General features: G+C 63.9%; 24 protein-coding genes. 12 read left to right on the top strand and 12 right to left on the bottom strand.

Features of this window, described 5'->3' with window-relative positions; translation table 11 throughout:
- The first annotated feature begins 48 nt into the window (after positions 1 to 48).
- On the top strand, positions 49 to 711 hold the full coding sequence (yrfG, locus tag WMW70_RS01065; RefSeq protein WP_341435676.1) for a GMP/IMP nucleotidase: 663 nt from the start codon (positions 49 to 51) through the stop codon (positions 709 to 711).
- Positions 712 to 746: 35 nt separating this feature from the next.
- Here yrfG and lysM read toward each other — a convergent pair whose 3' ends face one another.
- Positions 747 to 1,184 carry a peptidoglycan-binding protein LysM gene (gene lysM, locus WMW70_RS01060; RefSeq protein ID WP_341435675.1) on the bottom strand — a complete coding sequence of 146 codons (438 nt, stop codon included), beginning with the start codon at positions 1,182 to 1,184 and terminating at the stop codon, positions 747 to 749.
- Between the two features lie 230 nt (positions 1,185 to 1,414).
- Here lysM and WMW70_RS01055 point away from each other — a divergent pair, with 230 nt between their 5' ends.
- Positions 1,415 to 1,861: a glycine zipper domain-containing protein gene (locus WMW70_RS01055; RefSeq protein WP_341435674.1), complete on the top strand. Its 447-nt coding sequence runs from the start codon at positions 1,415 to 1,417 to the stop codon at positions 1,859 to 1,861.
- A gap of 64 nt (positions 1,862 to 1,925) precedes the next feature.
- Here the strand turns inward: WMW70_RS01055 and WMW70_RS01050 are convergent, their stop codons facing one another.
- From WMW70_RS01050 to WMW70_RS01035, 4 genes are all read right to left on the bottom strand, one after another.
- Positions 1,926 to 2,369 carry an acyl-CoA thioesterase gene (locus WMW70_RS01050; RefSeq protein WP_341435673.1) on the bottom strand — a complete coding sequence of 148 codons (444 nt, stop codon included), beginning with the start codon at positions 2,367 to 2,369 and terminating at the stop codon, positions 1,926 to 1,928.
- A 70-nt stretch (positions 2,370 to 2,439) separates the two neighbouring features.
- Positions 2,440 to 3,603 (bottom strand): iron-containing alcohol dehydrogenase, encoded by a 1,164-nt coding sequence (locus WMW70_RS01045; protein ID WP_341435672.1) that lies wholly within the window; start codon positions 3,601 to 3,603, stop codon positions 2,440 to 2,442.
- A 55-nt stretch (positions 3,604 to 3,658) separates the two neighbouring features.
- Positions 3,659 to 5,449 carry an acyl-CoA dehydrogenase C-terminal domain-containing protein gene (locus WMW70_RS01040; protein WP_341435671.1) on the bottom strand — a complete coding sequence of 597 codons (1,791 nt, stop codon included), beginning with the start codon at positions 5,447 to 5,449 and terminating at the stop codon, positions 3,659 to 3,661.
- On the bottom strand, positions 5,446 to 6,702 hold the full coding sequence (locus WMW70_RS01035) for a 3-hydroxyacyl-CoA dehydrogenase (protein WP_341435670.1): 1,257 nt from the start codon (positions 6,700 to 6,702) through the stop codon (positions 5,446 to 5,448). Before WMW70_RS01035 ends, WMW70_RS01040 begins: the two co-directional genes overlap by 4 nt.
- Before the next feature lie 143 nt (positions 6,703 to 6,845).
- Here WMW70_RS01035 and WMW70_RS01030 point away from each other — a divergent pair, with 143 nt between their 5' ends.
- A complete protein-coding gene (locus tag WMW70_RS01030; RefSeq protein ID WP_341436531.1) occupies positions 6,846 to 7,745 on the top strand; it encodes a LysR family transcriptional regulator in 900 nt (299 codons plus the stop codon).
- 36 nt (positions 7,746 to 7,781) lie between these two features.
- On the opposite strand, the gene WMW70_RS01025 is transcribed toward WMW70_RS01030, so the two are convergent.
- Complete coding sequence (locus WMW70_RS01025) at positions 7,782 to 8,069, bottom strand: hypothetical protein (protein WP_341435669.1); 288 nt, start codon at positions 8,067 to 8,069, stop codon at positions 7,782 to 7,784.
- A 68-nt stretch (positions 8,070 to 8,137) separates the two neighbouring features.
- On the opposite strand from WMW70_RS01025, the gene WMW70_RS01020 reads away from it, so the two are divergent.
- Positions 8,138 to 8,368: a hypothetical protein gene (locus WMW70_RS01020; RefSeq protein ID WP_341435668.1), complete on the top strand. Its 231-nt coding sequence runs from the start codon at positions 8,138 to 8,140 to the stop codon at positions 8,366 to 8,368.
- Positions 8,369 to 8,542: 174 nt separating this feature from the next.
- Here WMW70_RS01020 and WMW70_RS01015 read toward each other — a convergent pair whose 3' ends face one another.
- From WMW70_RS01015 to WMW70_RS01005, 3 genes are all read right to left on the bottom strand, one after another.
- Positions 8,543 to 8,731, bottom strand: coding sequence for a hypothetical protein (locus WMW70_RS01015; protein WP_341435667.1), 189 nt, complete (start codon positions 8,729 to 8,731; stop codon positions 8,543 to 8,545).
- 149 nt (positions 8,732 to 8,880) lie between these two features.
- Positions 8,881 to 10,395, bottom strand: a complete 1,515-nt coding sequence (locus WMW70_RS01010) for a flavin-containing monooxygenase (RefSeq protein WP_341435666.1) — start codon at positions 10,393 to 10,395, stop codon at positions 8,881 to 8,883.
- 166 nt (positions 10,396 to 10,561) lie between these two features.
- The gene (locus WMW70_RS01005; RefSeq protein ID WP_341435665.1) at positions 10,562 to 11,164 is read right to left on the bottom strand and encodes a nitroreductase family protein; all 603 of its coding nucleotides are present in this window, start codon (positions 11,162 to 11,164) and stop codon (positions 10,562 to 10,564) included.
- Between the two features lie 151 nt (positions 11,165 to 11,315).
- On the opposite strand from WMW70_RS01005, the gene WMW70_RS01000 reads away from it, so the two are divergent.
- Positions 11,316 to 12,254 carry a class I SAM-dependent methyltransferase gene (locus WMW70_RS01000; RefSeq protein ID WP_341435664.1) on the top strand — a complete coding sequence of 313 codons (939 nt, stop codon included), beginning with the start codon at positions 11,316 to 11,318 and terminating at the stop codon, positions 12,252 to 12,254.
- Between the two features lie 253 nt (positions 12,255 to 12,507).
- Here WMW70_RS01000 and WMW70_RS00995 read toward each other — a convergent pair whose 3' ends face one another.
- A complete protein-coding gene (locus WMW70_RS00995) occupies positions 12,508 to 12,780 on the bottom strand; it encodes a hypothetical protein (protein WP_341435663.1) in 273 nt (90 codons plus the stop codon).
- A gap of 296 nt (positions 12,781 to 13,076) precedes the next feature.
- Between WMW70_RS00995 and WMW70_RS00990 the strand changes: the two genes are divergently transcribed.
- The gene (locus WMW70_RS00990; protein WP_341435662.1) at positions 13,077 to 13,730 is read left to right on the top strand and encodes a DUF3313 domain-containing protein; all 654 of its coding nucleotides are present in this window, start codon (positions 13,077 to 13,079) and stop codon (positions 13,728 to 13,730) included.
- A gap of 12 nt (positions 13,731 to 13,742) precedes the next feature.
- On the opposite strand, the gene WMW70_RS00985 is transcribed toward WMW70_RS00990, so the two are convergent.
- Positions 13,743 to 14,084: a cupin domain-containing protein gene (locus WMW70_RS00985; protein WP_339458509.1), complete on the bottom strand. Its 342-nt coding sequence runs from the start codon at positions 14,082 to 14,084 to the stop codon at positions 13,743 to 13,745.
- Between the two features lie 175 nt (positions 14,085 to 14,259).
- Between WMW70_RS00985 and WMW70_RS00980 the strand changes: the two genes are divergently transcribed.
- The 5 genes from WMW70_RS00980 to WMW70_RS00960 are packed head-to-tail and all read left to right on the top strand — an operon-like array spanning position 14,260 to position 18,199.
- Positions 14,260 to 15,405: an MlaE family ABC transporter permease gene (locus WMW70_RS00980; protein ID WP_341435661.1), complete on the top strand. Its 1,146-nt coding sequence runs from the start codon at positions 14,260 to 14,262 to the stop codon at positions 15,403 to 15,405.
- On the top strand, positions 15,402 to 16,190 hold the full coding sequence (locus WMW70_RS00975) for an ABC transporter ATP-binding protein (RefSeq protein WP_341435660.1): 789 nt from the start codon (positions 15,402 to 15,404) through the stop codon (positions 16,188 to 16,190). The genes WMW70_RS00980 and WMW70_RS00975 overlap by 4 nt, the downstream gene beginning before the upstream one ends.
- Positions 16,191 to 17,108 carry an MlaD family protein gene (locus WMW70_RS00970; protein ID WP_341435659.1) on the top strand — a complete coding sequence of 306 codons (918 nt, stop codon included), beginning with the start codon at positions 16,191 to 16,193 and terminating at the stop codon, positions 17,106 to 17,108.
- Entirely contained in the window at positions 17,105 to 17,722 is a 618-nt protein-coding gene (locus WMW70_RS00965; RefSeq protein ID WP_341435658.1) for an ABC-type transport auxiliary lipoprotein family protein, read from the top strand. The genes WMW70_RS00970 and WMW70_RS00965 overlap by 4 nt, the downstream gene beginning before the upstream one ends.
- Positions 17,723 to 17,761: 39 nt before the next feature.
- Positions 17,762 to 18,199, top strand: a complete 438-nt coding sequence (locus WMW70_RS00960; RefSeq protein WP_341435657.1) for a nucleoside deaminase — start codon at positions 17,762 to 17,764, stop codon at positions 18,197 to 18,199.
- 55 nt (positions 18,200 to 18,254) lie between these two features.
- On the opposite strand, the gene WMW70_RS00955 is transcribed toward WMW70_RS00960, so the two are convergent.
- Positions 18,255 to 20,183 carry a RecQ family ATP-dependent DNA helicase gene (locus tag WMW70_RS00955; RefSeq protein ID WP_341435656.1) on the bottom strand — a complete coding sequence of 643 codons (1,929 nt, stop codon included), beginning with the start codon at positions 20,181 to 20,183 and terminating at the stop codon, positions 18,255 to 18,257.
- A 417-nt stretch (positions 20,184 to 20,600) separates the two neighbouring features.
- On the opposite strand from WMW70_RS00955, the gene WMW70_RS00950 reads away from it, so the two are divergent.
- Entirely contained in the window at positions 20,601 to 20,951 is a 351-nt protein-coding gene (locus tag WMW70_RS00950; RefSeq protein ID WP_341435655.1) for an ArsR/SmtB family transcription factor, read from the top strand.
- Positions 20,952 to 21,071: the final 120 nt, after the last annotated feature.

The raw sequence follows: 21,071 nt of genomic DNA, 5'->3' as shown, positions 1-21,071 counted from the left end.
ACGCGACCACGCGCGACAGCCTGCACAACCTGCCATCAAGAAGCCGCCATGCTCCCATTACCCTGGAACGCCATCGACACCGTCCTGCTGGATATGGACGGCACCCTGCTCGACCTGCATTTCGACAACCACTTCTGGCTGCAGCATCTGCCGCAACGCTACGCCGAACACCACGGCATCAGCCGAGCGCTGGCCGAGGCCGAGCTGCTGCCGCTGTTCCGCGAACACGCCGGCACCCTCAACTGGTACTGCACGGATTTCTGGAGCCGCGAGCTGAAGTTGTCGATCCGCGACCTCAAGCGCGAGGTCGCGCACCTGATCGCCCTGCGCCCGGATGCCGACACCTTTATCCAAGCCCTGCGCCAAGCCGGCAAGCAGGTGGTCCTGATCACCAACGCGCACCGCGATTCGCTGTCGCTAAAGCTGGAGCGCATCGAACTGGCACCTTACTTCGACCGACTGATCAGCTCCCACGACTATGGCTTCCCCAAGGAAGACCAGCAATTCTGGCACGCCCTGCAGCAGGACATCAGCTTCACGCCTGCGCGCAGCCTGTTTATCGACGACAGCCTGCCGATCCTGCGCAGCGCCGGACGCTTTGGCGTCGGCCACCTGCTCGCCGTGCGCCAGCCGGATAGCCAGGCGGCACCGAAGGACACCGAGGAATTTGCGGCTGTGGAGGATTACCGCGAGCTGTTGCAAGGCCTGTAGCCCGGATGCAATCCGGGACTGGCAGGCGGGGAGATTTATTCAGGAATACGCAGCACCTGGCCCGGATAGATCTTGTCCGGATGGCTGAGCATCGGCTTGTTGGCTTCGAAGATTTTCGGGTAGGCATTGGCGTTGCCGTATTCGGCCTTGGCAATCGCGCTCAGGGTGTCGCCCTTCTTCACCGTGACAAAGCGCGCCGCCGGAGCCGGCGTGGTCACGCTGATATGGTCTTCCACTTCGGCCACACCGGCGACGTTGCCGAGGGCCAGGAGGATTTTCTCCTTCTCTTCCTGACTGGCCACTTCGCCACGGGCGATGACCTTCTCGCCTTCGACGCTGATCTGAATATTCGGGTTACCCAAGCCCACCTTGGCCACATGCGCCGTTAGCGACTCAGCGGCCTGGGCCTCCTGACCAACCAGCGACTCCCACAGCTTTACCCCGGCTTCTTTGACAAAGGCGAACATGCTCATGCAAAACCCTCTTCATTCCATGGCTAGGACCAGGTCGACAGTCGCCTGGCCCCGCAGAGTCTAGACAGTCTTTGCGGAGGCATGGTTTCCGCCCATCCAAAGCGCCCAGCGCAGCAAACGCACAGCCGAATTCGTGACAGCGCGCACAGTGGCACTGCGGCCCAAGGAACTTTTCGCCCATCGCGGCTCTAAACGCTCACAAATCCGTTTCTGTTGTCGAGGTTTGCCTTATGCGCACTCTTTTTTCTGCACTGACCCTCAGCGTGCTGCTGAGCCCCCTGGCCCAGGCCGGCGATACCGGCACGGTCGCCATCGGCAGCGGCGTCGGCGGAGCCCTGGGTAACGTGATTGGCCAGCAGGTCGGCGGTAGCACCGGCGCCGCCATTGGCGCAGGCCTGGGCGGTGCCGCCGGCGGTGCGGTGACCGCCCGCGACGGCCGCAAGACCGAAGCCGCCCTGGGTGGCGGTCTCGGTGCAGCCGGTGGCTCGGTGATCGGCGGCCAGATCGGCGGCAGCACCGGTTCGACCATAGGTGCAGGCTTGGGGGGCGCGGCCGGTGGCGCGCTGGCCAATGAATACGCTGGCGGCCGCGAACGTGATCGCGACCATGTGGTCGTCCACCACTACCACGGCAAGAAGCACAAGAACTACAAAAAGAACAAGCACAAGCACCACTGAGTAGCGATGCAAAAAAGCCGCTTAACAGCGGCTTTTTTTGTGGGCGTAGGGTGGGGCTGGACGCCTAGGCAGCCGGCTCCATCAGCAACACTGTCAGCGCCGCCCGCAGGTTCTCGGGAATGCTGACCGGGCGGTTGCTGCTGCGGTCGACGAAGACATGCACAAAGCGCCCGGCCGCGCAGGCCTCCTCTTCATCCGCCTTGAACACCGCCAGCTCGTACTGCACCGAGCTATTGCCCAGCTTGCCGACCCGCAGACCGATCTCGATACGGTCGGGAAAGGCGATGGAGGCGAAGTAATCGCAGCTGGAGCTGACCACAAAACCCACCACCTCGCCGTTGTGGATATCCAGGCCGCCAACCTCGATCAGGTAGCTGTTCACCGCACTGTCGAAGAAGCTGTAGTAGGTCACGTTGTTGACGTGGCCATAGACATCGTTGTCATGCCAGCGCGTGGTGATCGGCTGGAAATGCCGGTAATCGCTGTGCAGATGCTGGGGCTGGTTCATCGAGAATCCTTGTCTGTAGGTGTTGCGCGGCCTGCGTAGGGTGCGCCGCGCGCACCAAACAATCCGCGCCTCAATAGGCGACTTGGTAGATGGCCAGGGCGTGGGCCTCGGTCATTTCCTGCGGGTTATTGACCAGCAGGCGCTGTTGCTGCATGGCGTCGCTGGCCAGGGTCGGCAGCATGTCCTGGGGCACACCGGCATCACGCAGGCGCGTCGGCAGGCCGCTGCGCACACTAAAGTCGGCCATAGCGCCGATAAACTGCTCGGTCTGCTGCAACACGCCGCCGGCGCGCAACTGCTCGCCCAGCACCAGCGGGGCCAGCTCGGCATACAGCGGCGCGGCTACGCTGGCGTTGAAGCCGAGCACATGGGGCAACACCAGGGCATTGGACAGACCGTGGGGAATATGGAAATGCCCGCCCAGGGGGTAGGCCAGGGCATGCACCGCCGCCACCGGGGCGTTGGCAAAGGCCTGGCCGGCCAGGCAGGAACCGAGCAGCATGGCCTGACGCGCCTCGCGATCAGATCCGTCATGCACCACCTTATCCAGGTTGGCCGCCAGCAGGCGCAGCGCCTCGCGGGCCAGCAGGTCGGACAGCGGGTTCTTTTTCAGCGTACTGGTGTAGGCCTCGATGGCATGGACCATGGCGTCGATACCGGTGGCGGCGGTAACCGCAGGCGGCAGGCCGAGCGTCAGTTCGGCATCGAGTAGCGCCAGGTCCGGCAGCAGCAGCGGCGAGACCACGCCCATCTTGCTGGTGGCACCGGTGGTAATGATGGAAATCTGCGTGACTTCCGAACCGGTGCCGGCGGTGGTCGGCACCAGAATCAGCGGCAGGCGCTGGCCCCGGGCATTGCCAACGCCATAAATCTGCGCCAACGCCTGAGTGCAGTCGGGATGAGCCAGCAGCGCCACCAGCTTGGCCACATCCATCGAACTGCCGCCGCCGAAACCGATGATCAGCTGCGCCTTGAGCGCCAGGGCCTGCTCCACTGCAGCCAGCAAAATATCCTCGGGTGGGTCGGCGACCACCTGATCGAATACCTCGACCGTCAGCTCGGTGCGGGCAAAGCCTGGCAGCACCTCGTCCAGCAGGCCGAGCTTGCTGATGCCCGGATCGGTGACGATCAGCACCCGCTGCGCGCCGCGCTCACGGCACAGCTCGGCCAGACGCTGCGACGCGCCGATCTCGCAGAGAATCTGTGCGGTGGTGGCAAAGCTAAAGGGCAGCATGGGGTGATCCTCTTGTTTGTTCGGCACAATTCGGTGCGCGCGGCGCACCGTAAATTCAGAAGGCGAAACTCGCCTCGTCCATCGCCATCAGGCAGTCTGCGCCACCCAGCAGGGCCTCGCGATGGGCACTGGCCCGCGGCAACACCCGGCGCAGATAGAAGTCGGCAGACTGCAGCTTGGCCTGATAGAACGCCGCCTCGCCGTCTCCCGCCTCCAGGGCATCCTGGGCCCGCGCTGCCGCCTGCAGCCAGAAGCCGGCCAGCAACACATAGGCCGAATACTGGAGGAAATCCACCGACACCGCGCCGATTTCCTGCACATCACGCTGGCTGGCGGCAATCACCTCGCTGCTCAGCTCGCGCCACTCACCCAGACGCGCCTGCACCGTTTTAGCCAGCGCGGCCAGGGTCGGACGCCCCACCTGGGCATCACACAGCTCGCTGAACTCGGCCTGCAACGCCGACAGTTCGGCACCGCCGTCGCCGAGCACCTTGCGGCGGATATAGTCCAGCGCCTGAATGCCGTTGGTGCCCTCATAAAGTTGGGTAATGCGGCTGTCGCGCATCAACTGCTCGATGCCCCATTCGCGGATAAAGCCATGACCGCCATACACCTGCACCGCATGGCTGGCGACTTCCTGGCCCATATCGGTAAAGAAGGCTTTGACGATCGGAATCAACAGCGCCGCGCGTTTGCAGGCGGCCTTGCGTACAGCGGCGTCCGGATGAGCGTGCTCCAGGTCGAGCTGACGCGCGCAGTAGGCGGCGAGCATACGGCTGCCTTCGACCAGGCTCTTCTGCGTCAGCAGCATGCGCCGCACATCGGGGTGAACGATGATCGGGTCGGCCGCCTTGCCCGGCTCGGCCGGCCCGCTCAGGGCGCGCGACTGCAAACGCTCACGGGCATAACGCAGCGCGCCCTGAAAGGCCGCCTCGCCGATACCCAGCCCCTGCAAGCCAACCTGAAAGCGCGCGTCGTTCATCATGGTGAACATGCAGGCCAGGCCCTGATTGGCTTCGCCGATCAGCCAGCCAGTGGCACCGTCGAAGTTCATCACGCAGGTGGACGCGCCCTTGATGCCCATCTTGTGCTCGATGGCCCCGCAGGACAGCGCGTTGCGCTCGCCGGGCGTGCCGTCGGCCGCGGCGATAAATTTCGGCACCAGCAGCAGGCTGATGCCCTTCACCCCGGCCGGTGCATCCGGCAGGCGCGCCAGTACCAGGTGAATGATGTTCTCCGACAGGTCCTGCTCGCCGCCGCTGATAAAGATCTTGCTGCCGCTGACCTTGAAGCTGCCGTCCGCCTGTGGCTCGGCCTTGGTGCGCAGCAGGGCCAGATCGGTGCCCGCCTGGGGTTCGGTCAGGCACATGGTGCCGGCCCACTGGCCGCTGACCAGCTTGTGCAGGTAGGTGTTTTTCAGCGTTTCGCTGCCATGTTTGTACAGCGCCAGCACCGCGCCCTCGGTCAGCCCGGAATACACGCGGAACGACAGCGAAGCGCCCATCAGCATCTCGTGGAAGTTGCAGGCCAGCATCTGCGGCAGCGCCTGGCCGCCGTACTCGCTCGGCCCGGTCATGCTTGCCCAGCCGTTATCGACATACTGCCGATAGGCCTCGGCAAAGCCATCCGGGGTGCTCACCTGGCCGTCGCTCAGCTGACAGCCCTGCTCATCGCTGTTGCGATTCAGCGGTGCCACCACCTCGGCGGCATAACGCGCGCCCTCTTCCAGCACGCCGTCGATCAGTTCGCGGTCGAGGCCGTTGCCGAGCAGCTCACAGTGGCCGCTGATATCGAACAGCTCATGCAACACGAAACGCATATCGCGCAGCGGGGCCTGATAGCTCATACCCGGCCCTCCTGTACGTCGGATACCCGCACGTCGGCAAAACTCTGGCCGCTGGCCGCCAGTTTTTCGATCAGTGCCGCCGGCTGCCAGTGCTTGCCGAAGTGGCTTTGCAGATTCTGTAACCGGCCCAGCATGTCCGCCATACCCTGGCTATCGGCCCAGGCCATCGGCCCGCCCTTGTCGGCCGGGAAGCCATAGCCGTTGAGGTAGACCAGATCGATGTCGTGGCTATTGGCGGCGATATTTTCTTCAAGGATTTTCGCGCCCTCGTTGATCAGTGCCAGCAGGCAGCGCTCAAGAATTTCCTCAGGGCCAATCTCGCGGCGGACAAAACCCAGCTGCTCGGATACCCGCAGCACCAGCGCATCCACCTCGGGATCATGCTCGGCCTGACGGCTGCCCTCGGCGTAGCGGTAATAGCCCATACGCACCTTCTGGCCAAACCGGCCGAGGCCGCAGAGGCGATTGTCCACCTGCACCGTTGGGTCGTCCTGGCCCTTGCCTGCCAGCTCGCGGGCACGCCATTCCAGGTCAATGCCGACTACGTCGTACATGCGGAACGGGCCCATGGCGAAACCAAAACCCTGCAACACGGCATCGACCTGATGCGGATAGGCACCTTCGAGCAGCAGCATGCGCGCCTCGCGCACATAGGTGTGCAGCATGCGATTGCCGATAAACCCGTCGCAGTTGCCCGCCACCACGCTGACCTTGCCGATGCGCCGGCCCAGGGCCACAGCTGCGTCCAGCACGGCCGGCGCGGTCTTGGCACCGCGGACGATTTCCAGCAGCTTCATGATGTGCGCCGGGCTGAAGAAGTGCAGGCCCAGCACCTGCTCGGGGCGCTTGGTCACGGCGGCAATCGCGTCGATATCCAGGGCCGAAGTGTTGCTGGCGAGAATCGCCCCTGGCTTCAGGATGGCGTCGAGCGTACGGAAGATCTGCTGCTTGAGTTCGAGGTTCTCATACACCGCCTCGATCACCAGATCGGCCACACCCAGCGCCGCATAGTCATCCACCGGGACGATGCAGGCCAGACGCGCGTCGGCTTGCGCCTGGTCGATACGCCCAAGCTTGAGGTTGTGCGCATTGGTCTCGGCCACCACGGTTATGGCCTGCGCGAGCATCTGCGGGTTGTTGTCCAGCCACAGCACCTGAATACCGGCGTTGGCCAGGCTCATCACGATGCCGCGACCCATGGTGCCCGCGCCGATCACGGCGGCCTGCTGAACGGTAAAAGCGGAGTGGCTCATCGGGGTTCCTCTGGCTGGGGAATAAATGGATATGTCGCCCGCACCTGCACCTGCACCTGCCGGCGTACAAAAAATCGCCCACCACCATAAGCAAGGCGTTACTATTTTTGAAATTTAGTCTTGTGATAAGTCGTATTCAGCCAGTGAATATCTCAACCTTCGACCTCAACCTGCTGCGCGTGTTCGATGCGCTGATGCGCGAGCAGAATGTTTCCCGCGCCGCCGAACGTCTGTCGCTCAGTCAGCCGGCGGTGAGCAACGCCTTGAGTCGCCTGCGCGAACTGCTCGACGACCCGCTGCTGGTGCGGGTGGGCCGCAGCATGCAGCCGACGCCCCGCGCCCAGGCGCTGGAAACGCCGATCCGCGCCGCCCTGCAGCAAATCGAGCAGAGCCTCAGCGCCGGTGAAGTATTCGACCCGGCCAGCAGCCGTCAGCACTTCAGCATCGCCGTCACCGATTATGTAGAGCTGATCTGCATGCCGCGCTTGCTCAAGCAGCTTAGCCAGCAGGCCCCCGGCATGCGCATTGATATTCGCCACCTGAGCCCCAGCCTGCCGGCGGAGGCGCTGGACAAGGGTGAGCTGGACCTGGTGCTGGGGCGCTTCGAGGAAATCCCCGCGCGCTTTGCCCGCCAGCACTGGATGAGCGAAACCCTGCAACTGGCGCTGCGCCGCGATCACCCACAGGCCAGCCAGCCCATGGACCTGCCGACCTTTCTGCAGCTGCGCCACCTGTGGGTGCATGGCGGCCAGACCCGCGGCATGGTCGACCAATGGCTGGGCGAGCAGGGCCTGTGCCGGGAGATTCTCTACACCACGCCCAACTACCTGCAGGCCGCGCATATCGTCGCCGACAGCGAACTGGCCGCCGTGCTGCCGACCCAGCTGGCGCGCCACTTCGCCAGCCTGCTGCCACTGCAGTTGTTTGAGCTGCCGTTCGCCCTCGGTCCGTTTCACCTGGAAATCGTCAGCCTGGCCCAGCGCCAGCGTGACCCGGCGCTGCACTGGCTGATCGAACAGATCCTGCAGATCGCCCAGCGCTGATTGCCCGCAGCGGGGCAAGCCTTCCTACACTGACGGCTACTGTCGTGCAGTCTTGGGCAATCGATCATGCTCAAATCGGCCTTGGCGCTGCTGCTGGCCCTGCTGGGTAAGCTGACGTAGGCCAAAAATTTGGAGATCGTGCTCCTCGACCACCAGGGCAAACCGCTCAGTGACGCGGTGCTCTGGGTCGAGCCAGGCCCGGCGCAAGCCCAGCCTGCTACGGCGCTGATAGACCAGCAGAAGCGCCAGTTCACCCCCTATATCCTGCCGGTGCAGGTGGGCACCTGGGTGAGCTTTCCCAACGCCGCCCCGATCAACCATCACGTCTACTCCTTCTCGCCGGCCAAGCGCTTCGAACTGCGCCTGCACCAGCAGGAGGCCGCCCCCAGGAGATGGGTTTCGACCAGCCGGGTCTGGTCAACCTGGGCTGCAATATCCATGACTGGATGCTCGGTTTTATCCTGGTGCTCGACACCCCCTGGTTCGCCCAGACCGACAAGCAGGGCAAGACCCGCCTGCAATTCGATGCCGCCGCAGGACAGACCTGCTGGATAAAGACGACCCGCAGAGCGCCACCCACTGGGGTCTACCGCAACACCCAGGCTAAGCCCGCGCAGCCTTAACTGGGAGACGGTGTCGAGCAGACTGGCCTCGTCGAGAGCCACATCGTGTTCGCGACCAGGGCGGAGAATGACAACCGGGACAAAAGCGCGGCGCAATATCCGCTAACGAAACGAAAAAAGGCCCCGGCCGGTTGACAGACAACCGGCCGGAGCCTCGGGAAATCGCGGAGAGGGTTAGAGCATGCTTTCGCTGATCAACATGCCACACCTGACCTGACAGGTCTTCTGGCCGAATTGCAGCTTGAGGGGGGTGCGCGAGGCGATGACCCAGCCCTGGCCGAGCAAATGCTCGATATGCGCACGCAACGCCGGCAGTTGGCGTTGCTCCTCACGGCCAGCATCCTTTCTGCTCGCTAGTGGCACGATAGAATCCTTTCTTCCTGTAGTCGCAAAAAATACGCGGAGCAGGCCCTTGCCTGATCGTCCGTGATGCCTGAACAAGAATAGTGGCCTAGTGCCGCATATGAAAGCGGCAACCTGTCCCCACGCTGTAGCCGATAGCCGTCAAAGCGCTATGGCGTTTGGCTTACATCCGCCCTCAGGCCAGCGACGGTCGCGGCCTGGGGGCTACTCTGCGGCGAAGTGAACACCAGGTAGCCATCCTCGATCTTGCCGTAACGCAGCAGCGCCAGGTCCAGCAGATAGTTCTGGTAGAGCTTCCACGGCGCACGGTCACCCTGGCTGGGGATCTTGTCGGCCGCGCGCTTGATATAGCCGCTGGCCAGGTCGAGAAAGGGTGCATCCTTGACCTCGCGCAGGGCATCGCGCGGGGTGCACTGGCGCATGCCGATGGCGTCCATATGCTGGATCAGGCGGCAGTAGTACTCGCTGGAAAGATCGGCCTTGAGGGTCCAGCTGGCATTGGTGTAGCCCAGCACCACGGCAGCATTGGGCAGATCGCGCAGCATGATGCCGCGATAGCCCATGCTCTTGGCCGCATCGAAAGGCACACCATCCACCGCCACCTGCATACCGCCAAACAGCTGCAGTTCCAGACCGGTGGCGCTGATGATCACATCCGCCGGCAGCACCTGACCGGACTTCAGGCGGATGCCCTTGGCGGTAAATCCGTCGATATGCTCGGTGACCACCGAGGCCTTGCCCTTGCGCAGCACCTTGAACAGGTCGCCATTGGGCACCGCGCACACCCGCTCATCCCAGGGTTTGTAGCGCGGGCTGAAGTGGCGCATATCAAAATTCGCCCCCAACTGACGCTTGGCCATGCCGAGCAACGCCTTGCGCACCAGGCCGGGAAAGGCCTTGGACAGTTTGTAGAAACCCAGCTGCACCGCCACGTTGCGCGTGCGCGCCAGGCGGTAGACCCAGGTTTCCGGCAGGAAGCGGCGCAGGAAGGCGGAAATCGGATCGCCCTGGGGCAGGCTTATCACGTAAGTCGGCGAGCGCTGCAGCATGGTCACGTGCCTGGCCTTGTCGGTCATCGCCGGCACCAGGGTCACCGCCGTCGCGCCGCTGCCGATCACCACCACGTTCTTGTCGCGGTAATCGAAGTTTTCCGGCCACTGCTGCGGGTGAATAAATTCGCCCTGGAACTGCTCGCGGCCTTTGAATTCCGGGGTGTAGCCCGCCTCGTAGCGGTAATAGCCGGTACACATCAGCAGGTGCTGGCAGCTCAGTTTGATCGGCTCGGGTTCATCGCCGCGCTGCACCCGCAGGGTCCAAGTGGCGCGCTCGCTGCACCAGTCGGCCTTGAGCACCTTGTGCTGAAAGCGGATGTGTTCCTGAATGCCGTTCTCCTGCGCGGTTTCCTCGATATAGCTGCGGATCGACGGGCCGTCGGCAATCGCCAGCGGGTTGGTCCAGGGTTTGAAGTTGTAGCCGAGGGTGAACATGTCCGAATCGGAACGGATGCCCGGATAACGGAACAGATCCCAGGTGCCGCCCAACGCTGCCCGGCCTTCGAGGATGGCAAAGCGCTTGCCGGGGCAATGCTTCATCAGGTGATAGGCCGCACCGATGCCGGACAGGCCGGCACCAATGATCAAGACATCCAGATGTTCGGCAGACATGGGACTTCCTCAGGCTTCTTCTTATGGGTGCAGAGCGGCGTGTAACGCCGCCAGAATCACCCCCAACAGCGTTTTTGTCATCCCGCCTTTAGTGCTGTGAACAGCCGCAGGCTGACCACAGTTATGGCTGAAGAATGACCCATCCGCTCAGAAACCTGCCCAGCGATCAGAAGCTGTTGCGCAACACCACTTCATTGAACGGCAGCTTGCCGATGCGTGGCTTGGGCTCGATGGTTTTCTTGCCGACGGCGACCATCAGGGCGATCACATGGTCGGCCGGGAGGTTGATCAGCCTGGCCACTGCGTCGAAGTCGAAGCCATCCATCGGGCAGGAGTCCAGGCCCTTGCCGCGTGCGGCGAGCATCAGGGTCTGCGCCATCAGGCCGCAGCTGCGCATGGTTTCATCGCGCTGCACCTGCGGCTTGTCGCGGTAATAGGTGTCGATGGCACCGGCCATATAGGCCTGCACTTGCGCGGGTGCGCCGTCCCAGACGCGACCGACATCCTGCTGCCAGCTGTCGAGCTTGGCGCATACCACCACCAGCATCGAAGCATCGGTCACCTGCGCCTGACCCCAGGCCACCTCACGCAGCTGCTGACGCTGCGCCGGGTCGCTGACCTCGACCAGGCGCACATGCTGCAGGTTGAACGCCGATGGCGCGAGCAGGGCCAGTTGCAGCAGCTCGTCCTTCTCCGCGTCACTCAGGGTATAGGCCGCGTCATAGCCCTTAACGGCGCGGCGGCTACGGATGGCTTCGTCGATATGCATGGTCGATCCTTATATGCGGTGCAGAAAGCGGGCAATGCTAGGCACCTGCAAGGCGCAAAGCCAAACGCCTTTACCGATAACAATCATCGATACAGACGATTCCAGGCGCTCGCCTGTTAAAATCGCCGCCTCGTCCACTCGACCCCAGCCCATGACCCCAGACGCCCTGCTCACGCTGCAGCAACACCTGCTCACTGCCCTGGCCGCGCCGCCCAGTGAAACCCGTCGCCTGTTTCATGGCCGCGGGCGCTGCTGGCCGGGGCTGGAGCAGATCACCGTGGATTGGCTGCAAGGCGTGCTGCTGGTGGCGCTGTTCAAGCCGGTGAGCGATGCCGAACTGGCCGCGCTGCAGCAAATGCTGCTCGACCTCGGTCAATCCGCCGCCTGGCAGCAGAGCGGCGCGCACAGCCTGTTGCTGCAGCAGCGTTACCTGCCGGAAAGCCCGACCCAGTGGCTGCTGGGCGAGCCGGTGGAGCATTGGGATATCTGCGAACACGGCCTGCACTACCGCCTCGACCTGGGCAAAAAGCAGAACAGCGGGCTGTTTCTCGACATGCGCTATGGCCGCCAATGGGTGCAGGCGCAGGCGGCGGGCAAGCGTGTGCTCAATCTATTCGCCTACACCTGCGGTTTCTCGGTGGCGGCGCTGGCGGGTGGCGCGCGTCAGGTGGTCAATCTGGATATGGCCCGGGCCGCGCTTAGCCGTGGCCGTGACAACCACCGGCTGAACCAGCACGACCTGAGCCAGGTGGTGTTTCTCGGCCATGACCTGTTCAAGTCCTGGGGCAAGGTGGGCAAGTACGGCCCCTATGACCTGATCATCGTCGACCCGCCGTCCTTCCAGCGCGGCAGCTTCGTGCTGAGCAAGGATTACCCGAAGGTGCTGCGCCGTTTGCCCGAACTCTTGAGCGCGGACGGTATGGTGCTGGCCTGCAGCAACGAGCCGGAAATAGGCCCGGATTACCTGATCCAGGCCATGGCCAGCGAAGCGCCGAGCCTGCGCTTTGGCGAACGCCTGCAGAACCCGCCGGAATTCCCCGACAGCCAGCCGGACAGCGCCCTGAAAGCCCTGGTGTTTCGCTGCGGCTGAGCCGCTATAGCGAATGTCCTACACGGACTGGCGTCGTTTCGCCCTGTTCCCCCAGACGCTGTAGGCCTAATCTACATACATCCACTGAGTCGCAAGGAAGCACTCAGGATCAAGGACGATCGACCATAGCCAGGATGGTTGCCAACAGGAAGTTGGAATGGTCAGGTAAAAAACCCGCCTCGGCGGGTTTTTTGTTGTCTGCGCATAACCGCTGCAGAGCGCCGCCAAGCCGGACAGCTGGCGACGCTAGCGGCTATTTAACCGACTGCAAGTGCACTTCTTCGACCGCATCGACCCGCTCGGGTATCTGTACCCCGGTCAATTCGCTGATCAGCTGCCACTGTTGATCCAGCTCCTTACTCACCGCTTCCATCCGGGTGATCATCTTCGCCCCGGCGTTGCGCACATCCGGCTCGTGGCTGCGCAGCAGGTCGAATGACAGCGAGGTCAGCGAGGCCGTCAGGTGGGTGATGCTGCGCGACGTCAGCGTCAGCAGCTCGGTCAATTGCTGTTCTTTAAAAGTCATGAGCGGCCATCCTTGCCGGGCGAAATTAGAGTTGCGGGGGTGCAGCGAATCAGGTGGCGGTGTAGCAGAGCAACAACAGCGATGCAGCGGCGATAACGAATTTATTGGCCATTGGCGAGATCCTTTCGCGAGAGCGTCCCTTAGTAGCAACGGGGAAACCAGATTTAACCCAAGCCACCTGCCGGGGCAAGCCCCTCGTACCGTAACAGTGCCTGAGGCGCTATGCAGAAAGCCCGCGCACCCGCAGCGGGCTGGTCTACAGTCAAATGACCTCACCTGCGCAGGAAAGTGCCTGTATGTTTCTACGTGCCCTTGCCATTGGTCTGTCTGCGGCATTGCTGCTCGGCGGATGCGCCAGCAGCACCACTAAACCCACGCAATACTCGGGCTTTCTCGGCGATTACTCGCAACTGCAGCCGGCGCAGTCGGTCAGCGGTGCGCCGGTGATGCGCTGGATTTCGCCGGAGCTGGATCTGCAGCGCTACCGCTCGGTGGTGGTGGAGAAGCCGCTGTTCTACCCAGCGCCGCAACCCAACCCGCAGGTCAGCCAGCAAACCCTGGACGCTATCGCCACCTACCTGCAGCAGGCCATGCAACGCGAGCTGGCCGGACGCTGGCGCATCGTCAACCAGGCGGATCAGGACAGCCTGGTGCTGCGCTCGGCAATCAGTGCCGTGAGTCTCTCGGCGGAGGGGCTCAAGGTCTATGAAGTGGTGCCCATCGCCCTGGTAGCGGCGGCGGCCAGTACCGCAGCCGGCACCCGCGACCGGAACAGCGAGATCTATATCGAACTGGAAGCCATAGACGGCCGCAACAGCCAGCCCATGGCCCGCGTGGTGCGCAAGGGCCATGGCCTGCAACTGGAAAACGACAGCACCCAGCTGCGTCTGGAAGACATCAAGCCGGTGCTGGATACCTGGGCCAAGGATGCGCGGACCTTCAACCCCTGACCCCGGGCGGGCTCAGGCAAAAACGAAGTACTTGCGCACGGTTTCGACCACTTCCCAGGTGCCCTTCATCCCCGGCTCGACGATAAAGATATCGCCGGCCCGGAGGTGAATCGGCTCCTGGCCCTCGGGCGTGATGATGCAGTAACCCTCCTGGAAGTGGCAGTACTCCCACTTCTCGTAAGCCACCTGCCATTTGCCCGGAGTGCAGATCCAGGTACCCATGATCTTGCTGCCGTCTTCCGAGGTGTAGGCATTGAGGTTGACGGTATGCGGCTCGCCGGCAAGCCGAGTCCACTTGCAGGCATCGAGCAGGGGCAGCGGCTGGGTGTCGCGCAGAACGGTAATAGGACCCATGGTGACTCCGAAAGATAAGTGGAATGACACCGCGCAAGCCTAGGCCCCCGGCCCCACACCCACTGTTCTGGACTCGACCTGCAACTGCCTGGAAACGCAGCCGGCCTGAACCCTCACAAGGGGCCCGCAGCACGGCACGCTGGGCGCGCGAGTTCGGGGAGGTTAAGCTGCGGACATGAGTACAGCCCCCTATATCTCGCCGCTCGACTCCAGCCGCACGGATGCGCCTTCTGGCCTGCGCATCGGTGGGGATTGGACGCTGGCCCATTACGCCCGCCTGGAGACCGAGGTGCTGGCCCTGAGCGGCAGCCTCGCACGCGAGGCCGAGGTCGATCTGCAGGCCCTCGGCGCACTGGACACCGCCGGCGCGGCGCTGCTGGTGGAGCTGCTCGGCAGCCAGCGCCTGGCCGAGCTGGCCGCCCATGCCCCGGGGCTGGCCGCCGAACGCCGCGCCCTGCTGCAGACCGTGGGCAACGCCATCGCCGAGTCGGGCCAGCTGCTGCCGGCCAAGCGGGTCGCCACCTGGCGCGAGATACTCGGCCATATCGGCCAGGCGGTGGATGACTTCTATCGCCAGTGCGTGGCGCTGCTGGGCTTCATCGGCCTGACCCTGAGCACCATGCTGAAGATCCTCCTGCTCCCCGGGCGCTGGCGCATGACCTCGCTGGCCGCTCACCTGGAACAGAGTGGGCTGAACGCCGTACCCATCGTCGCCCTGCTGACCTTTCTGGTCGGCGCGGTGGTGGCCTTTCTCGGGGCGACCATCCTTGCCGACTTCGGCGCGAGCATTTACACCGTCGACCTGGTGGCCTTCTCCTTTCTGCGCGAATTCGGCGTGCTGCTCACCGCCATCCTGATGGCCGGGCGCACGGCCAGCGCCTTTACCGCGCAGATCGGCTCGATGAAGGCCAACGAGGAGATCGACGCGATCCGCACCCTGGGCCTCGACCCGCTGGAGCTGCTGGTGCTGCCGCGGGTGTTCGCCATGCTGATCGCCCTGCCGATCCTGACCTTTATCGCCATGCTCAGCGGCATCCTCGGCGGCGCGGTGGTGTGCGCCCTGAGCCTGGATATCTCGCCGACCATGTACCTGGCCATGCTGCAGGAAAATATCGCCCTCAAGCACTTTCTGGTGGGCATGGCCAAGGCCCCGATATTTGCCTTTCTGATCGCCGTGATCGGCTGCCTGGAAGGCTTCAAGGTCACCGGTAGCGCGCAATCGGTGGGCGAGCGCACCACCTCCAGCGTGGTCCAGTCGATCTTTGTGGTGATCCTGCTGGATGCCGTGGCGGCGCTGTTCCTGATGGAGATGGGCTGGTGAGCGGCGAGGCGATTATCGAGGTGCGCGGGCTGGTCAACCGCTTCGGCACGCAGACCGTGCACCAGGACCTGGATCTCGATCTGTACCGGGGCGAAGTGCTGGGCGTGGTCGGCGGCTCGGGCACCGGCAAGTCGGTGCTGCTGCGCAGCATTCTCGGCCTGCGCCGGGCGACCGCCGGCAGCGTGCAGGTGTTTGGCGAGACGCTGCTGGAATTGTCCCCGGAGCGACGCTCGCAGCTGGAGCGGCGCTTCGGCGTGCTCTACCAGCGCGGCGCGCTGTTTTCCTCGCTGACGGTGACGGAAAACATCGCCCTGCCGCTGATCGAACATGCCGGGCTCAGCCGGGCCGCCGCCGAACGCCTGGCCCTGGTCAAGTTGGCGCTGGTCGGTCTACCGCGCGAAGCCGGCGACAAATACCCCACCGAACTGTCCGGCGGCATGATCAAGCGCGCCGCCCTGGGGCGGGCCCTGGCCCTGGAGCCGGATATCCTGTTTCTCGACGAGCCCACCGCCGGCCTCGACCCGATCGGCGCGGCGGCCTTCGACCAGTTGATCCTGACCCTGCGCGACGCCCTGGGCCTCAGCGTGTTTCTGGTTACCCACGATCTCGACACCCTCTACACCATCTGCGACCGGGTCGCGGTGCTGGCGGAAAAACGCGTACTGGTGGCCGACCGCCTGGACGTGGTGGCTGCCACCGACAACCCCTGGATTCACGACTATTTTCACGGCCCGCGTGGACGCGCCGCCGCACAGGCCGCCACCCGCGTGCCAGGGAGTGTTTGAATGGAACCCCGTGCCCATCATGTGTTGATTGGCCTGTTTACCGTGCTGATGGTCACCACCGCCCTGGGCTTCGCCCTGTGGCTGGGAAAATCCAGCTCGGACAAGGAATTCAACGACTACGAGGTGATCTTCAACGAGGCGGTCAGTGGCCTGTCCCAGGGCAGCGCGGTGCAGTACAGCGGGATCAAGGTCGGCGACGTGATCAGCCTGACCCTGGACGTCAACGACCCGCGCAAGGTTCATGCGCATATCCGCGTCAGCGCCAACACACCGATCAAGGAAGACACCCGCGCGCGCCTGTCGATCACCGGGATTACCGGCGCGGCGCTGATCCAGCTGCACAGTGGCACCCCGGACAGCCCGCTGCTCAGGAGCAAGGACGGACAGCGGGCGCAGATCATCGCCGACCGCTCACCGCTCTCAAGGCTGATGGCCAATGGCGAGGATCTGGTGATCAGCGTCACCCGCCTGCTCAGCCGCGCCAACCAGCTGTTTTCCCGGGACAACGTGAAAAGCATCACGCGCACCCTGGAAAACATCGAACAGACCAGCGCCAGCGTCGCCGAACAGCGCGACGAGCTACGCCTGGCCCTGCAGCAGATCAGCAGCGCCAGCCGCGAAGCCGCCGAGCTGATGCGTAACGCCAACCAGCTGGTCAACACCGAGGGGCGTGCTGCCTTTGCCAACGCCAACCGCATGCTGGCCTCCCTGGAACGCAGCAGCGCCACGGTCGAGAGCCTGCTGAGCGACAACCGCGACGCCCTCCATGGCGGCATGCAAGGCGTCAGCGAACTCGGCCCGACCATTATCGAACTGCGCGAAACCCTTAGCGCCCTGCGCTCCTTCTCCCGCCGCCTGGAAGAAGACCCCGCCGGTTACCTGCTGCGCAGCGACAGCATCAAGGAGTTTCAACCATGAGTCGCCTTCGCCCCCTCGCCGTTCTGTTCCTGGCCGGACTGCTCGGAGCCTGCTCGATCCTGCCGAAAAGCGAAGTGCTGAGCTTCTACCGCCTGCCGGCCAGCGCCCTGCCCGCACACAACGCCAGCCCGCGCAGCGACTGGGCCTTGCGGGTGAACAAGCCCTACAGCAACCAGCTGCTCGACAGCACGCGCATCGCCGTGCTGCCGCCGGGCGATCAGATCAGCGCCTACCAGGGCGTGCGCTGGAGCGACCGCGCACCACTGCTGCTGCGTGATCGGCTGATCGCCGGGTTTATCGATGACGGCCGGATCGCCGCCATCAGCAGCGATGAAAGCCGCCTGCACGCCGACCTGGAGCTGGACAGCGACCTGCGCGCCTTCCATAGCGAATACCGGGACGGTCGCCCGGTGGCGCGAATCCTGCTGGAGGCCCGTCTGGTGCAGAGCGGCAGCCTGCGCATCCTCGCCAGCCGACGCTTCGAGGTCAGCCAGGCGGCCAGCGATACCTCGGTGGCTGCGGTGGTCAACGCCTTCGGCCAGGCCGGCGACCAGCTGACCCGTGAGCTGCTGGACTGGACACTGGAGCGAGGCCAGGCCTCCCGCGCGCCATAACGCCACAGACTGGGGCAACCCGCAGAAGGAGCAGCGAGTATGGACATATTTATGCAGGCAGCCATCGACGAAGCCCGCCAGAGCCTGGCCGAAGGCGGCATCCCGATCGGCTCGGTGCTGGTGCACAACGGCGAGATTATCGGCCGCGGTCACAACCGCCGGGTGCAACAGGGCAGCGCCATCCGCCATGGCGAAATGGATGCCCTGGAAAACGCCGGCCGGCAGAGCGCGCAGACCTACCGCGAGTCGGTGCTCTACACCACCCTCTCGCCCTGCGCCATGTGCAGCGGGGCGATCCTGCTGTATGGCATCCCCAGGGTGATCATCGGCGAGAATCAGAGCTTTGTTGGCGAAGAAGCGCTGCTGCGCGAGCGTGGCGTGCAGCTCGACGTGCTGCACAACAGCGAATGCCTGCACATGATGCAGGGCTTTATCGCCGACCAGCCGACGCTGTGGAACGAGGATATAGGCGAGTAAGCATCACTGGTAGGGCGGACATGCCCAAGGCCTGTCCGCCTATCCAATGCCGGCCCTACCTCCCCGTCAGCCAGCTGCGCACCTCGGCGTAGGGATAATCTTCCAGCGCGGCAAAGCCGCTGAGCTGCCGGGCCTTGAGCTTGGTAAACAGCGGCACGCTGATGCCGCAGAGAAAGCGCGTCAGGCATTCGACGCTGGGTTCGCCGCCTTTGAGTTCCTGATATTTGCGCATAAATCCGTCGCATAGGCCGCGGACATCCTGCCCCGCCAGCGGCGGCAAGGCCGGCGGCTCGGGCAGATGGGCGACTTGCCCCTGGCACACCGAGCAATGGCCGCACTGCAGCGGCGCATTGGCATCGCCGAAATAGGCCGCCAGACGCTGGCTCAGGCACTGCTCGCTGGCAAACAGGGCGAGCATGGCGTGAATCCGGCGGATCTCGCTGGCCTCCTGCTGGCTGAAATAGCCATGCAGCTCGGCGCTCAGGGCTGCCGGGTCGAACCCTGGGTCGAGCAGCGCGTAGACCTCGGTCATCTGCTTGCTTTCCAGCTCGATCCAGCCCTTTTCCTGGAAGTAATCCAGGGCCTTGATCACCCGGCCGCGCTCGGCCTGATGCTGTTGATAGAGCAGGTCGAAATCCACCGTGCACCAGGTGCGTGCGCGCTGCGAGGTACTGATCAACGCCTCGACAAACTGCCGCCGCTCGCCGTCGAACTTGGCGACCAGCGCCTCGGGCTCCAGCAGGTATTTGAAGCGATATTCGGCGAAGTAGGCGTAACGCGGGGCGATAATGCCGCGCAGCTCCAGCTGCACCAGCAGGGTTTTTAGTGGTAGCTGGCGAATATTGCTCTGCTCGCTCAAGGCGTTGAGCATCAGCTCCCATTCGCCGTTCTGGCTGCTTTTCAGCAACTCATCCAGCACGCAGCGAATGCCGTCCAGCTCCGGCGTATCGCCGTAAACGAAGTTTTCCAGCACATTGAGGCTGTCGCGATTGGCCAGCACCAGGCAGTCGGACGGCTGACCGTCACGGCCGGCGCGGCCAATTTCCTGGCTGTAATTCTCGATGGATTTGGGCAGGTCGAAGTGCACCACATTGCGGATATCCGCCTTGTCGATGCCCATGCCGAAGGCGATGGTGGCGACGATGCAGTTGATCCGCCCCGCCATGAACTGGCGCTGGATCGCCTCGCGCGCCTCATGGGCCATGCCGGCATGGTAGGCGCTGGCGGGGATGCCGCGCTGGCTCAGGCGTTCGGCCACCTGCTCGGCGGTTTTCTGCTGGGTCACGTAGACGATGCTCGGCTGCCCGGCCTTGGCCCCCAGCCACTGCTCCAGACGGCGCTGCTTGCCGGTACCGCCGACCGGCACCACCAGCAGGTTGAGGTTGGCGCGATAGAAGCCGGTGGTGACCACATCCTCGGCGGCGATGGCGAACTTCTGCTGCATGTCGGCAATCACCGGCGGCGTTGCCGTGGCGGTGAGCAATAGTACCTGGGGAATGCGGAACTGGCGCTGGTAGTCCGGCAGTTTGAGGTAATCCGGGCGGAAGTTATGGCCCCACTCGGAGATGCAGTGGGCCTCGTCGATCACCAGCAGAGAGATCGGCACCTGGGCGATAAAGTTGCGAAAACGCTCGTTCTTCAGCCGCTCCACCGAGATCATCAGAATCTTCAGTTCGCCGGACTTCGCCCGCGTCATCACCGCACTGGCATCCTCGCGGCTCTGCGCCGAATCAATGCTGGCGGCGCTGATGCCGCGGGCATGCAGAAACGCCAGCTGGTCCTGCATCAGCGCCAGCAGCGGCGAGACCACCAGGGTCAGATGCGGTAAATGCAGGGCCGGCAACTGATAGCAAAGCGACTTGCCCGAACCCGTGGGAAAGATCGCCGCCGCCGAGCGCCCGGCCAACACGGCCTCGACCACCCGCTGCTGGCCGGGACGCAATTGCTGAAAACCGAACACTGCGGCGAGACTCTGCTGATACATAAGGGCATTCCTTGGCACGAATAGACGCTAGGGTCTGTTGCCGTTTCGTTCGCGGCCGCGCCGGAGCCTGTTTTAGCGCGAGGCAAGGCACGAGACACGAAGTTTGGTTGTTCCAAATGAGTGTCGAGAAACGCAGTATCGCGCTAAAACAGGCCCGGCCCTTCGGGTTGCGCGCAAAATCTCGCCATGCGGTGTTGGAGGACTTGGCAAGGGAACACCATTACCTGCGTCCTCCGCCTAGCGGAGCGCCGCCCGGCCATGGCGAGATTTTTCGCAGCAACGCGGCTCGCGACGAAACGGCAACAGACCCTAGGCCACCATTGTAGGCAGCCCGGCCGACCCGGGTCAGCCATGCCAGGCCAGACGGCGGTAAATCGCGATTGACACGTGCACACACATGCACATAAATTGCCAGCCATGGATAACCCGATACCGCGCAAACAGCAAGCCGTCGAAGCCGCCATCGCCACCTTCGACAGTACCTTCTTCAAGGCCCTCTGCGAGCCCTCGCGGATCGGCGTGCTCAAGCGCGTGATGCTGCTGGGCCGCGCCGATATCAGCGCGATCGCCGCCGATCTGCCTCAGGAACGCTCGGTGGTTTCACGCCACCTGCAGACCCTGCAGGATGCCGGCATCCTGCGCACCGCCAAGGAGGGTCGCCAGGTCTTCTACGAGGTCGACGGCCCGGCCATCGTCAGCCGCCTGGAAGCCATACTGCAGCAATGCAAGGCCATCGCACCCTACTGCTGTCCCGGCGCACCCGGTTAAACCACAAGGCGGTCACGGCCGCATTTTTATGGCCCGCCAGCCCTGGCGGCCAGCCGCTGAGCCGTCGCTACGTGACGCCAAGAATTGCTCCGGGCAATTTTTTTAAACTCCAAATACGTG

Origin of the sequence: Pseudomonas sp. XK-1, from assembly GCF_038069885.1 — a bacterium.
Taxonomy (GTDB): Bacteria; Pseudomonadota; Gammaproteobacteria; order Pseudomonadales; family Pseudomonadaceae; genus Aquipseudomonas.
Note: the sequence above shows the minus strand (reverse complement) of the source record. Positions and strands in the feature narration are given on the sequence as shown.

Bases quoted from the DNA above. Each gene is read 5' to 3' on its own strand.
- yrfG (WP_341435676.1), top strand. From the start codon at position 49: ATGCTCCCATTACCCTGGAACGCCATCGACACCGTCCTGCTGGATATG.
- lysM (WP_341435675.1), bottom strand. From the start codon at position 1,184: ATGAGCATGTTCGCCTTTGTCAAAGAAGCCGGGGTAAAGCTGTGGGAG.
- WMW70_RS01055 (WP_341435674.1), top strand. From the start codon at position 1,415: ATGCGCACTCTTTTTTCTGCACTGACCCTCAGCGTGCTGCTGAGCCCC.
- WMW70_RS01050 (WP_341435673.1), bottom strand. From the start codon at position 2,369: ATGAACCAGCCCCAGCATCTGCACAGCGATTACCGGCATTTCCAGCCG.
- WMW70_RS01045 (WP_341435672.1), bottom strand. From the start codon at position 3,603: ATGCTGCCCTTTAGCTTTGCCACCACCGCACAGATTCTCTGCGAGATC.
- WMW70_RS01040 (WP_341435671.1), bottom strand. From the start codon at position 5,449: ATGAGCTATCAGGCCCCGCTGCGCGATATGCGTTTCGTGTTGCATGAG.
- WMW70_RS01035 (WP_341435670.1), bottom strand. From the start codon at position 6,702: ATGAGCCACTCCGCTTTTACCGTTCAGCAGGCCGCCGTGATCGGCGCG.
- WMW70_RS01020 (WP_341435668.1), top strand. From the start codon at position 8,138: ATGGGTTTCGACCAGCCGGGTCTGGTCAACCTGGGCTGCAATATCCAT.
- WMW70_RS01010 (WP_341435666.1), bottom strand. From the start codon at position 10,395: ATGTCTGCCGAACATCTGGATGTCTTGATCATTGGTGCCGGCCTGTCC.
- WMW70_RS01005 (WP_341435665.1), bottom strand. From the start codon at position 11,164: ATGCATATCGACGAAGCCATCCGTAGCCGCCGCGCCGTTAAGGGCTAT.
- WMW70_RS01000 (WP_341435664.1), top strand. From the start codon at position 11,316: ATGACCCCAGACGCCCTGCTCACGCTGCAGCAACACCTGCTCACTGCC.
- WMW70_RS00995 (WP_341435663.1), bottom strand. From the start codon at position 12,780: ATGACTTTTAAAGAACAGCAATTGACCGAGCTGCTGACGCTGACGTCG.
- WMW70_RS00990 (WP_341435662.1), top strand. From the start codon at position 13,077: ATGTTTCTACGTGCCCTTGCCATTGGTCTGTCTGCGGCATTGCTGCTC.
- WMW70_RS00985 (WP_339458509.1), bottom strand. From the start codon at position 14,084: ATGGGTCCTATTACCGTTCTGCGCGACACCCAGCCGCTGCCCCTGCTC.
- WMW70_RS00980 (WP_341435661.1), top strand. From the start codon at position 14,260: ATGAGTACAGCCCCCTATATCTCGCCGCTCGACTCCAGCCGCACGGAT.
- WMW70_RS00970 (WP_341435659.1), top strand. From the start codon at position 16,191: ATGGAACCCCGTGCCCATCATGTGTTGATTGGCCTGTTTACCGTGCTG.
- WMW70_RS00965 (WP_341435658.1), top strand. From the start codon at position 17,105: ATGAGTCGCCTTCGCCCCCTCGCCGTTCTGTTCCTGGCCGGACTGCTC.
- WMW70_RS00960 (WP_341435657.1), top strand. From the start codon at position 17,762: ATGGACATATTTATGCAGGCAGCCATCGACGAAGCCCGCCAGAGCCTG.
- WMW70_RS00955 (WP_341435656.1), bottom strand. From the start codon at position 20,183: ATGTATCAGCAGAGTCTCGCCGCAGTGTTCGGTTTTCAGCAATTGCGT.
- WMW70_RS00950 (WP_341435655.1), top strand. From the start codon at position 20,601: ATGGATAACCCGATACCGCGCAAACAGCAAGCCGTCGAAGCCGCCATC.